We start from the raw sequence: 11,124 nt of genomic DNA on the forward strand, positions 1-11,124 counted from the left end.
TGGGGTCCCCGCGGAGTTGTTCGCGGGGGAGCGAAGCGGAGGAGCGAAGAACTCCGTGGGGTGTGCTGTCCGGTCGCACCGACGACGCCGAGGCGCAGCGGGCGGCTCATCGGCCGGTCCCGCCGTACACGACCGCCTCGACCTCTTCGGCGTCCAGGTCGAACGCCGTGTGCGTGGCGCGAACGGCCTCGTCGACCTGGGTCTCGTCGACGATCACCGAGATCCGGATCTCGGAGGTGGAGATCATCTGGATGTTCACCCCGGCGGAGGCGAGCGCGGCGAAGAACCGCGCGGTGATGCCCGGGTGGGAGCGCATGCCGGCACCGATCAGCGAGACCTTGCCGATCTGGTCGTTGTAGAGGAGCTGGTCGTAGCCGACCTCATCCTGGATCCGGGCCAACGCGCTCATCGCCACCTGCCCGTCGGCACGGGGCAGCGTGAACGAGATGTCGGTGAGGCCGGTGGCGGCGGCCGAGACGTTCTGCACGACCATGTCGATGTTGACCTCGGTCGCGGCGAGCGCCTCGAAGATGCGGGCGGCCTCGCCCACCTTGTCGGGCACCCCGACCACGGTGATCTTGGCCTCGCTCCGGTCGTGGGCGACGCCGGCGATGATCGCCTGCTCCATCTGTTCCTCTCCTGCCTTGCTGTCCGGGATGACCCAGGTGCCTTCCTTCTGGCTGAAGGAGGAGCGCACGTGGATCGGCATGTCGTAGCGGCGGGCGTACTCGACGCACCGCAGGTGCAGGATCTTGGCGCCCGACGCCGCCATCTCCAGCATCTCCTCGGTGGAGACGCGGGCGAGCTTGCGGGCCGCGGGCACGATCCGGGGGTCGGCGGTGAAGACCCCGTCGACGTCGCTGTAGATCTCGCAGACCTCGGCGCCCAGCGCCGCTGCGAGGGCGACCGCGGTGGTGTCGGAGGCGCCGCGGCCGAGGGTGGTGACGTCCTTGGTGTCCTGCGAGACGCCCTGGAAGCCCGCGACGATCGCGATCGCGCCGTTCTTGATGGCGTTCTCGATGCGACCGGGGGTGATGTCGATGATCTTGGCCTTGCCGTGCACCGAGTCGGTGATCACACCGGCCTGCGAGCCGGTGAACGACTGCGCCTTGTGGCCGAGCGCGGCGATCGCCATGGCGACCAGCGCCATCGAGATCCGCTCACCGGCGGTCAGCAGCATGTCGAGCTCGCGCGGCGGCGGCAGCGGCGTCACCTCCTCGGCGAGGTCACGCAGCTTGTCGGTGTCGTCGCCCATCGCGGAGACCACCACGACCACGTCGTGGCCGGCCTTGCGCGTGTTGACGATCCGCTGGGCCACCCGCTTGATGCCGGCGGCGTCCGCGACCGACGATCCGCCGTACTTCTGGACGACAATGCCCACGGTTGTCCCTCTGCTCGACTGTGCTGCCAGCCGTCGAGTCTACCGAGGAGCGGGCTCCTCACTCTCGAGCATCTCATCGGCGAGTGCGATCTGCTCCTCCTCGACCACGAACTCCGCGTCCAGCCGGTCGTGGGCGACGATCGAGAGCAGCGCGTTGAGGGCGGCGCCCGCGAGGTTGCCCCACGAGGCGACGTAGGAGTACTGCCACCACCACAGCGCCTCCCCGACGTTGCCGAGGCGGTAGTGGCGCAGGCCGTTCTCGAGGTCGGTGGCGATGCTGGTCAGGTCGTCGGAGAGCTGGCTCTCGACCACGTCGGGGACGTAGGGGTCGAAGACGAAGCTGTAGGTGTCGACGCTGTCGAGCATCGAGGCGAGCCGCAGCCGCATCTCGTCGAGGTCGGGCTCGGGGCCCACGTCGGGCTGGAACTCGCCCTCGGGGTTGAAGTCGCGCTGCGCCCCCAGCCGGGCGCCGGCGAGCAGCACCTGGCTGATCTCCAGCAGCAGCAGCGAGATCGCCCGGCCGCCGTCGGCCTCGCGGGCGATGGCCTGCAGGGCGATCAGGAAGCTCTCGACCTGGTCGGCGATCTGCTGGGCGAACTCTTCGGTATCGGTCTCAGTCATCTGCTGATCGCCTTCCTGCGAATGCGCGGCCCAGGGTCACCTCGTCGGCGTACTCCAAGTCACCGCCTACGGGCAGTCCACTCGCCAAGCGCGTCACGCGCAACTCCATGGGCTTGAGCATCCGGGTGAGGTACGTCGCGGTGGCCTCGCCCTCAAGGTTGGGGTCGGTCGCCAGGATCACCTCGGTGATGGTGCCGTCGGCCAGCCGGATCATGAGCTCGCGGATGCGCAGCTGCTCGGGCCCGATGCCGTCGATGGGCGAGATCGCCCCGCCCAGCACGTGGTAGCGGCCCCGGAACTCGCGGGTCCGCTCGATCGCGACCACGTCCTTGTACTCCTCCACGACGCACAGCACCGACGGGTCGCGCCGCGGGTCGCGGCAGATCCGGCACTGCTCGTCCTGCGAGACGTTGAAGCAGACGCTGCAGAACTTCACCTTGGCCTTGACCTCGATGAGCACGTCGGCGAGCCGGCGTACGTCGGCGGGGTCGGCCTGCAGCAGGTGGAACGCGATCCGCTGCGCGCCCTTGGGACCGACGCCGGGCAGCCGGCCCAGCTCGTCGATCAGGTCCTGTACGACGCCCTCGTACAACTAGCGCTCACCTCGATCGAAGGGGGTCACTAGAACCCCAGCTGCCCGGGCAGGCCCGGCAGCCCCTCGGCGCCACCCGCGAGCGGGCCGAGGGCCTCGCCCGCGAGCGCGTCGGCCTGGGCCTTGGCGTCGCGGTAGGCGGCGACGATCATGTCGCCGAGGTCGGACAGGTCGTCGGGGTCGCTGCCGTCGAAGCCGCCGGCCTTGATCTCGACGCCGACGAGCTCGCCGACGCCGTTGACCTTCACGGTCACCGCCCCGCCGGCCACGGTGCCGTCGACGACGGTCTCGGTGAGCCGCTCCTGGGCGCTCTGCAGCTGCTCCTGCATCTGCTGCGCCTGCTGGAGCAGCGCGTTCATGTCGAACCCGCCGCCGCCGAGCGACTCGAAGGGGTTCTGGCTCATGGGGTCACCTCTGGTCGTCGGTGGGTGGTCACTGGTGGCGGATCTCCTCGATCATCTGGGCACCGAGCTCGCGTTGGAGCAGCTCGGCGGTGGTCATGCCCTGCTGGTCGGCGTCGACGTCGTCCGGGTGGGCGTCGGCGTCGGCCGCGGCCCAGTCGGGGCCGTCGGCTCGGGGCTCGTCGCCGGAGCGGGTCTGCTGGATCGCCCCGCGGGCGGCCGCGATGGACTCCGGGTCACTGGCGCGCCGCGTCTCCGGGGCCGCCTCCGGCGCGGGGTCGGGGGCGTGGGTCGCCGGGGTGGTCACGACCGGCGCGTCGGCCCGCGCACCCGGGTCGATGATCGTCTCGATCCGCCAGTCGGCGCCGACGACGTCGATCGCCGCCTGCCGCAGCACGTCGTCGCACCCGCCGTTGACGAACGAGTCGCGGGCCCCGGCGTTGGTGAAGCCGAGCGTCAGCGTCTGGCCGTCGACCGCCACCACCTGGCAGTTCTGGGTCAGATGCATCCAGGCCACTCGGCGACGCAGCTTGGTCGCGTCGACGATGTCGGGCCAGAGGCGGCGTACGTCGACGAGCGTGAGCCCACCGGCCGGGGCGGTAGCCGGGGACTCGGGGGCGGCGGCGCGCGCCGCGGGCGCGGGCTCGGCCACGGGCGGGGTCTCCGCCATGGGCGCGGCCTCCGCCACCGGTACGGGCTCGGCCACCGGTGGCGCGGGTGCGGCCGGCTCCGGCTCGCGATCGACGGGAGCGGGCTCCGGGCGCTGGGCGGCGGGGTCGGGCGGGGTCGGGCGGGCCGGCGGCGGTGCGGGGCGGTCCTGGGCCGGTGGTGCGGCCGGTGCGGCCGCGGTCGGCGTCGGGGTGCCGGTGATCGTGAGGCGCTTCTCGAGGCGGTCGAGCCGAGCCATCACGCCGTCGGTCGCATGGTCGGCGCCGGGCAGCAGGATGCGGGCGCACAGCAGCTCGAGCAGCAGGCGCGGCGCGGTGGCGCCGCGCATCTCGGTGAGCCCGGTGGCTGCGATGTCGGCGGCCCGGCTGAGCTCGGCCGCGCCGAAGCGCGCTGCCTGGGCGACCAGCCGCTCGCCCTGGTCCTCCGACACGTCGATCAGCCCGGTGGCGGGTGCGTCGGGCACGGCCGCGACGATCACGAGGTCGCGCAGCCGGCGCAGCAGGTCCTCGGTGAAGCGGCGCGGGTCCTGGCCGGTCTCGACGACCTTGTCGACCACTGCGAAGACCGACGCGCCGTCGCCGGCGGCGAACGCGTCGACGACCTCGTCGAGCAGCGTGTCCGGGGTGTAGCCGAGCAGCCCGGCCGCGAGCTCGTGGGTGACCCCGGCGGGTCCGGCCCCGCCCAGCAGCTGGTCGAGCACCGAGAGCGTGTCGCGGGCCGAGCCACCGCCGGCGCGCACGACCAGCGGCAGCGCCGCCGGGTCGATGGTGACGCCCTCCTTGTCGCACAGCTCCGAGAGGTACGACGAGAGCAGCCGCGGCGGGATCAGCCTGAACGGGTAGTGGTGGGTGCGCGACCGGATCGTCGGCAGCACCTTGTCGGGCTCGGTGGTCGCGAAGATGAACCGCAGGTGCGGCGGAGGCTCCTCCACCAGCTTGAGCAGGGCGTTGAAGCCCTGCGTCGTCACCATGTGGGCCTCGTCGATGATGTAGACCTTGTACTTGCTCCGCACCGGCGCGAAGAACGCCTTCTCGCGCAGGTCACGGGCGTCGTCGACGCCACCGTGGGAGGCCGCGTCGATCTCGATCACGTCGATCGAGCCCGGGCCGCCCCGGGCCAGGTCCCGGCAGCTGTCGCACTCGCCGCACGGGTCGGCCACCGGAGCCTGCACGCAGTTGAGCGCCCGGGCCAGGATCCGCGCCGATGTGGTCTTGCCACAGCCGCGCGGCCCGGAGAACAGATAGGCGTGGTTGACCCGGTTGTTGGCCAGCGCGACCCGGAGCGGCTCCGTCACGTGGGCCTGCCCGATGACCTCCGCGAAGGTCTCGGGCCGGTAGCGGCGGTACAGCGCCAGGGGTGACTCCACGCATGAACCCTAACCACCGCCCCCGACAGCCGGTAGCGGTGTGGGTCGGGGCAGTCGGTCCGATGAGCGACTGGGCTTCGAGACGGGTCGCGCCCGACCTCGCTCCGCTCGGTCCGGCGCCGAGCCCTCCTCAACCTCCCGTCCTGGTCCACGCCTTCGCAAGCTCAGGCGTGGGGACGTGAAGAGGCCCCCCGCGCACCCGGCAGAGCTCACTTGCCCTTGCTGCCTTCCGGCCCTGGGGGATTGGGTGAGGTGCCGCCACACGGGGGGTTGCCCCGAGTCTAGGTGAGGGCGGCGGACGGGACCAAGACGACCCCGCCCCCGCCCCGCCACCCACGCGGGCGGATTCGTCCGCGCAGCGCCGGACCGGTACTCTCCTCGGCGGAGGATTCGCCTAGTGGCCTATGGCGCTCGCTTGGAAAGCGGGTTGGGTTAACAGCCCTCAGGGGTTCGAATCCCCTATCCTCCGCCACTCGAACGGCGTCGCCCCTCTGGTGCGGCGCCGTTCGACATTCCCGGCCTGGACCCAGACACCTCCGTCCGTATGTGACAGGGTCGACGTGCCTCTTGCACCGGCGGCACTCGGGCCGCACCGCAGAACGGAGCACACGATGGTTCACCCCCTGCTGCAAGCCACCACGTCCTCGACCGACCTGGGCTTCCCCTGGTGGCTCCAGGTCACGCACCTGGTGAACTTCCTCTTCCTCGGGCTGCTGGTCAGGTCCGGCTGGGAGATCCTGGCCTCGCACCCGCGGCTGTACTGGCGCAACGACTGCGGCCCGGACACGCACTGGCTGAAGTTCACCAAGGACCGGGTCCCCGAGGAGATCGGCGCGTTCACCGCCCGTGACGACCAGCGCGACCTCCACCCGCTGATCAGCCTGCCGGGCCGGGCGAAGATCGGCATCGGCCGCGCCTGGCACGGTCTGGTCACCACGCTGTGGGTGCTCAACGGCCTGATCTACGTCGTGCTGCTCTTCGGCACCGGCCAGTGGCGCCGCCTGATCCCCACCTCGTGGAGCGTGTTCGGCGACGCGTGGGACTCGCTGAAGATCTACGCCGGCTTCGGGGTGCCGTCGATCGAGCACTTCACGCCGTACGACGCCCTGCAGCAGCTGATGTACACCTTCGTGGTCTTCGTGCTCGCGCCGCTGATGATCGTCACCGGGCCGGTGATGTCGCCGGCCGTGGTCGGGCGCTATCCGTGGTACCCCAAGCTCTTCGGTGGCCGCCAGGCGGCCCGGTCGCTCCACTTCATCGGCATGGCGATCTTCGTGGTGTTCGCGGTCATGCACGTGGCGCTGGTGCTCGCGGTGCACCCCGAGCACAACCTCGTGCACATGATGATGGGCAAGGAGTACGACGAGGCGCTGGTCGGCCAGGCCGTCACCCGCGTGATCATCGGGGTGGTCGTGGTGGTGGCGCTGTGGATCGCGGCGTCGTACGTCTCCCTCATCGACGTCCGCAAGAGCCAGCGGGTGCTCTACGGGCTGCAGGCACCGATCAAGCGGTTCGTGCTCAACCCGATGACCTCGCGGCAGCGCGCCCGGCAGGTGTTCACCGAGGCCGACATCTCGCCGTTCCACTGGGTCAACACCCGGCCGCCGGACCTCAGCCAGTCGCCGGAGTGGGTCGCGCTGCACGACGACGGCTTCCGCGACTTCCGGCTCGAGGTCGGCGGGCTGGTCCGCGAGCCGCGGTCGTTCTCCCTCGACGAGCTGCGCGCGATCGCCGCGCAGGACCAGATCACCATGCACACCTGCATGCAGGGCTGGACCGGCATCGCCAAGTGGTCCGGCGTGCCGCTGCGGGAGGTGCTCGCCCAGGTCGAGCCGCTCGACGACGCCAACTACGTGATGGTCGAGTCGTTCGGGACGGCCCAGCACATGCACGACGGCCGGCCGGTCGAGCCCTACTACACCGTGCTCACCAAGGCAATGGCGATGGAGGACGAGACCATCCTGGCCTGGGGCATGAACGGCGAGCCGCTCCCGGACATGTACGGCGCCCCGCTGCGGCTGCGCACCGAGTCGATGCACGGCTACAAGATGGTCAAGTGGGTCCGCTCGGTGTCGTGGATCCGCGACTACCGCGAGGTCGGCGACGGCATGGGCGGCACCCGCGAGGACTCCGGCTACCAGGACATGGACGCCCGGATCTGAGCTGCCTTCGCCACCCGAGCGAAGCTCGGGTGGCGAAGAAACAGCAGCCAGGTCGAGCCGCCGCGCGGCCGAGGGACGAAGCCGCGACCGGCGAGTCGAGACCCAGCACCCATGCGGAGAGGTCAGCGCCCCGAGCGAAGCTCGGGTGGCGAAGAAACAGCAGCCAGGTCGAGCCGCCGCGCGGCCGAGGGACGAAGCCGCGACCGGCGAGTCGAGACCCAGCACCCGTGCGGAGAAGTCAGCGCCCCGAGCTTTGGGTGACGAAGAGACGGCAGCCGGGTCGGGCAGCACACGAGAGGACTCACCCCTCGCTCGCTGCGGAGTCGCACGACCCGTCCGTCACCCCCACCGGCGCACACAAGGCGAGCTCCCGCGACAGGCGCACCCCCTCGCCGAACAGGCCCATCCACGCGGCCGGCACCACCGGCGCCGAGGCGTCGGCGTACCCCAGCCGGGCGGCGGCGTCGCCGTCGAGCGGGTTGGCCCGCCCGATCGAGTCGATCAGGACCGGGCTCGGGTCGCCGCCGCCGGCACGGACGGCGCGCCCCAGCGCCCCCCGGCCGGGATCGACGGCGACGTCGGCGCGGCGAGCGCGTACCTGCTCCGCGGCGAACCCGGCCCCGGGGCCCTGCGCGAGTCGGACGGTCGCCGGCCCGTCGGGCGCGGTGACCAGCACCGCGCACGGGTCGGTCGCCATCGGCTGCGGGGGCGCGGCCGGCCAGTGGGCGGCTGCCATCGGGAGCCGGGTGCGAGTGAGGTCGGGCGGGCGGTCCACCGAGAACACGCGCGGCGCCTCCCGCCCGGCGACGGTCGTCCACGCGTAGACCGCGAACGCGAACGGGTCGAGGTCGGCCGGCCCGTCGGTCGTCATCACGACGGCGTCCCCCGCGGCGTCCTGGAGGACGTCGCCGACCCGGGCGCCGCGGGGCACTCCCGCGAGGTCCCACCGCCCGGGCCGCTCACCGGCGTGCGTGAGCCCGAAGCTCGCCCAGCCGAGCGGCGCGCCCGTGGGGAACAGGTCGAGCCAGGCACGCGGCACCCGCGGCGCCAGGGCCCGGGCCGGCAGCCCGAGCGCCCCGAGCATGTTGTCGACGGCGTCCCCTCCGGGCAGCGGGAGTGCGTACGCCGACGGCGGCTCGTCGCCGACCTGCACAGAGGCGACCAGGTAGAAGTCGTGGCCGACGGCGACCACCAGCCCGGTGTCGGGCGCGGGTCGGACGTCGGGCTCCGCGGCGACCCGGACCCGGACCCCTCGGCGGTCGGCCGTGCACGCCGTCCAGCCCGACTCGACCAGCCGGTCGGACGCCGGCAGGCTCCCCGGGGCGCCGAGGATGCCGACGTCGTGGGCGACCACCTGCTCGTCGATCACGTCCTGCGGGAGCAGGATCGGGTCCACGTCGTGGCCCAGGATCAGCCTCGCCGAGGCGAGGTTGACGACCGGGTGGAGCTCGACGTGCCCGTCGTCCGCAGGGCGTGGGTCGTCCTCGTCCGGGAGGACCACGTAGGCCTGCCCGGTCTCCTTCGAGACGACGAGGCCGTGGCTCGCCCAGTCGTCCGGCGGCCGCGGCGCGAGCACATGTGCGATCGCGGCACCCGCGCCTAGCAGTACGGCGAGCGCGAGCCCCCCGACGACCGCGCGGCCGGGGTGTCCCGGATCGACCTCTCGCCCACCGGGGGCACCGGCCACGAACGCGCCGGTCAGCCGCCGCCGGCAGAAGGACGCGGCCTGGGCGAGATCGGAGGAGGTGGGCACGGCGAGTCCCTCACGACCGGATCACGGAGAACAGGCCCGAGGCGACCACGAGCGCCGGCAGCAGGGCGAGCACCGCGATGCTCTCGGCGCGGTCGCCCAGCCCCCGACGGCGCACCGACGCAACCGGCGCGAGCACGGTCACCACGATCAGCAGCAGGCCGACCCCGACCGACGCCGCCGCCACCGTCGGCCGCCACCCGGGGTGCAGCCACAGCACCGCGACCGCGACCGCGGCCAGCCCGGCGGTGCCCGACGCCAGGCCCACGAGGACCTCGGAGCGCGAGCGGTGCCGACGGGTCCGCAGCAGGACGACCAGGCAGCACGACACCGCCAGGAGCGTGCCCGCCACCCCGCGAGCGGCGGCCAGCGGCGCCGCCAGCACGAGCAGCAGGCCGACGGTGGCGGACAGCCCCACCAGGATCTCGTGGGCGAGGCGGGCGTCCGCGGCGACCCGGTCCCGGTCGACCGGCCGAGGAGCCGCCTCGGCGTCGTCGTCCCCGACGGGCAGGTCGGCCGAGACGCCGGTCAGGCCGAGCGCCAGCCGCGGGAACCCGCCGCCGGCCAGCACGGCCACGACGATCACGCCGGCCGCCACCGCGGCCGGGTCGAGGCCGGTGGCCCGCAGCAGCGGGCCGGTCGCGACGAGGATGGCGCCGAGGACCGCCGGCGGCATCAGCAGCGCCCGACCGTGGCGGACCCCGACCAGGCACCCGAGCCCGGTGAGCACCATGGCCCCGCCCGCGACCGGCAGGCCCCCCAACGGATCGTCGCCGGCCGTCGGCACCAGCCCGGCGACCGCGGCGTACGCCGTGGCCAGCCAGGCGACCGCGACCGCGGGCCCGGCCTGGTGCCGCACCCGGGACAGCACGACCGCGCCGGCGGCGAGGACCGCCGCGACCACGCCCGCGGCCGCACCCGCGACGGGCGACCCGCGCTGGAGCAGCACCGCCGCGGCCCCGACGCACAGCGCCAGGGTGACCGCACCCAGCACGGCGCGCCGGCCCGAGGCCGGATCCCAGGGCGCGAGGTCGTGCTCGACCACGTCGACCATCGCCTCGACCACGTCGTCGTAGGTGCGGGCCGGGCCCTCCTCGATCCGGGCGGCGACGGCCAGCAGCCCGCCGTCCCCGACGCCCTGGGCGGCCAGGCCCCGGTCGGGCGCGAGCTCTCGCCCCCGCGAGGTCACCACCCGGTAGCCGGCGTGCACCACGGCCGGGTCGAGGAGCCCGACACTGCGGGCGAGCTCGGGGACGAGCTCGGCGACCGGCACCGCGCCCGGCAACACGAGGTCGACCCGACGGGTCCCCGAGGCGACCGTCACCCGCACCAGAGCCGGCCCGGCCGCCGGTGCGGAGCTCATGCTCGGCCCCGATCCACGGCGTGGCCCTCAGGCCCCGAACGACGCCGCGCCGCGCTGGTCGGCGGCGCGGTACTCGGCGTTCGACTGGACCACGGCGGCACTGGTCTCGTGCAGGAGGCCCTTCATCTCCTGCATGGCGCGGTCCCACGTGGTCTTGGCCGCGGTGTAGGCCTGCTGGGCACTGCCGGTCCAGTCGCTGCGCAGCGGCGCGAGCTCGGACTCGAGGCGGTTGAGCCGCTCGTCGATCCGGGTGACCGCCTGGCCGAGGTCGTCGGCGACGGTGTCGAGGCCGGCGTGGTTGACGCGAAGTCCGTCGAGGGTCATCTCATTCACTCCTCAGGTTGTGCGCATGTGGTGGTGGTGTGGGGTTTGCGGTCAGCCGAGCCGGCCGGCGACGCGGTGGTAGCCCGACGACTGGGTCTCGTCGGTGCGCATGTTGTCCCGCTCGGTCGAGCTCAGCGACGCCTCGAACTCGTGCAGGGCGCCGGTGATCACGCGCTGCTTGTCGGTCCAGGCCCGGTGCAGCGTGAAGAACGCCGATCCCCCCGCCCCGACCCAGGCGCCCTGCTGGGCCAGGATCTGCTGCTCGAGCCCCTTGCTGAGGACGTCGAAGTCCGCCTTGGCGTCGGCCACGAGGGCCGCGGCCCGGCTGAGCGTGCCCTGGCCCTGTCCCATCTCGGGTGCGTACGACATGTCGCCATCTCCTTCCCCCGAGGCGGCGCTCGCCGCCCGAGAATCACTGGTGTCCTGTGTGGCGGTCCGGTCGGTCGCCCGAGCCGGACACGGGTCGATTGCCCGCGCGGCACGGGGCCCGAAACC

At 73.0% G+C, this 11,124-nt stretch carries 10 protein-coding genes, 1 tRNA gene and 1 other RNA gene; 2 read left to right on the forward strand and 10 right to left on the reverse strand.

The annotated features are described in order from the left end of the window. Positions 1–106 precede the first annotated feature (106 nt). The 6 genes from QQZ14_RS02785 to ffs all read right to left on the reverse strand — a co-directional run bounded on the left by QQZ14_RS02785 (position 107) and on the right by ffs (position 5,302). On the reverse strand, positions 107–1,381 hold the full coding sequence (locus QQZ14_RS02785; protein ID WP_284532642.1) for an aspartate kinase: 1,275 nt from the start codon (positions 1,379–1,381) through the stop codon (positions 107–109). 39 nt (positions 1,382–1,420) lie between these two features. Further along, positions 1,421–2,002, reverse strand: a complete 582-nt coding sequence (locus QQZ14_RS02790; RefSeq protein WP_284532643.1) for a DUF5063 domain-containing protein — start codon at positions 2,000–2,002, stop codon at positions 1,421–1,423. Next, complete coding sequence (gene recR / locus QQZ14_RS02795; protein WP_284532644.1) at positions 1,995–2,594, reverse strand: recombination mediator RecR; 600 nt, start codon at positions 2,592–2,594, stop codon at positions 1,995–1,997. The genes QQZ14_RS02790 and recR overlap by 8 nt, the downstream gene beginning before the upstream one ends. Positions 2,595–2,623: 29 nt before the next feature. Then, positions 2,624–2,998 (reverse strand): YbaB/EbfC family nucleoid-associated protein, encoded by a 375-nt coding sequence (locus QQZ14_RS02800; RefSeq protein ID WP_284532645.1) that lies wholly within the window; start codon positions 2,996–2,998, stop codon positions 2,624–2,626. 28 nt (positions 2,999–3,026) lie between these two features. Then, the gene (locus tag QQZ14_RS02805; RefSeq protein WP_284532646.1) at positions 3,027–5,030 is read right to left on the reverse strand and encodes a DNA polymerase III subunit gamma and tau; all 2,004 of its coding nucleotides are present in this window, start codon (positions 5,028–5,030) and stop codon (positions 3,027–3,029) included. Between the two features lie 182 nt (positions 5,031–5,212). Beyond that, positions 5,213–5,302: signal recognition particle sRNA small type (ffs, locus tag QQZ14_RS02810), an RNA gene on the reverse strand. 111 nt (positions 5,303–5,413) lie between these two features. Between ffs and QQZ14_RS02815 the strand changes: the two genes are divergently transcribed. Next, positions 5,414–5,502: transfer RNA gene (locus QQZ14_RS02815), tRNA-Ser, on the forward strand. A gap of 139 nt (positions 5,503–5,641) precedes the next feature. Continuing rightward, positions 5,642–7,192 (forward strand): molybdopterin-dependent oxidoreductase, encoded by a 1,551-nt coding sequence (locus QQZ14_RS02820; RefSeq protein WP_284532647.1) that lies wholly within the window; start codon positions 5,642–5,644, stop codon positions 7,190–7,192. A 301-nt stretch (positions 7,193–7,493) separates the two neighbouring features. Here QQZ14_RS02820 and QQZ14_RS02825 read toward each other — a convergent pair whose 3' ends face one another. The 4 genes from QQZ14_RS02825 to QQZ14_RS02840 are packed head-to-tail and all read right to left on the reverse strand — an operon-like array spanning position 7,494 to position 10,998. Next, on the reverse strand, positions 7,494–8,945 hold the full coding sequence (locus QQZ14_RS02825) for a type VII secretion protein EccB (protein ID WP_284532648.1): 1,452 nt from the start codon (positions 8,943–8,945) through the stop codon (positions 7,494–7,496). Positions 8,946–8,955: 10 nt separating this feature from the next. Then, on the reverse strand, positions 8,956–10,305 hold the full coding sequence (gene eccD, locus QQZ14_RS02830) for a type VII secretion integral membrane protein EccD (RefSeq protein WP_284532649.1): 1,350 nt from the start codon (positions 10,303–10,305) through the stop codon (positions 8,956–8,958). Positions 10,306–10,332: 27 nt separating this feature from the next. Then, entirely contained in the window at positions 10,333–10,629 is a 297-nt protein-coding gene (locus tag QQZ14_RS02835; RefSeq protein ID WP_284532650.1) for a WXG100 family type VII secretion target, read from the reverse strand. Between the two features lie 51 nt (positions 10,630–10,680). After that, positions 10,681–10,998, reverse strand: a complete 318-nt coding sequence (locus QQZ14_RS02840; protein WP_284532651.1) for a hypothetical protein — start codon at positions 10,996–10,998, stop codon at positions 10,681–10,683. Positions 10,999–11,124 lie beyond the last annotated feature (126 nt).

It is taken from the genome of Nocardioides sp. T2.26MG-1 (genome assembly GCF_950101795.1).
GTDB lineage: Bacteria > Actinomycetota > Actinomycetes > Propionibacteriales > Nocardioidaceae > Nocardioides.

Bases quoted from the DNA above. Each gene is read 5' to 3' on its own strand.
- QQZ14_RS02800 (WP_284532645.1), bottom strand. From the start codon at position 2,998: ATGAGCCAGAACCCCTTCGAGTCGCTCGGCGGCGGCGGGTTCGACATG.
- QQZ14_RS02820 (WP_284532647.1), top strand. From the start codon at position 5,642: ATGGTTCACCCCCTGCTGCAAGCCACCACGTCCTCGACCGACCTGGGC.
- eccD (WP_284532649.1), bottom strand. From the start codon at position 10,305: ATGAGCTCCGCACCGGCGGCCGGGCCGGCTCTGGTGCGGGTGACGGTC.
- QQZ14_RS02840 (WP_284532651.1), bottom strand. From the start codon at position 10,998: ATGTCGTACGCACCCGAGATGGGACAGGGCCAGGGCACGCTCAGCCGG.
- QQZ14_RS02790 (WP_284532643.1), bottom strand. From the start codon at position 2,002: ATGACTGAGACCGATACCGAAGAGTTCGCCCAGCAGATCGCCGACCAG.
- QQZ14_RS02835 (WP_284532650.1), bottom strand. From the start codon at position 10,629: ATGACCCTCGACGGACTTCGCGTCAACCACGCCGGCCTCGACACCGTC.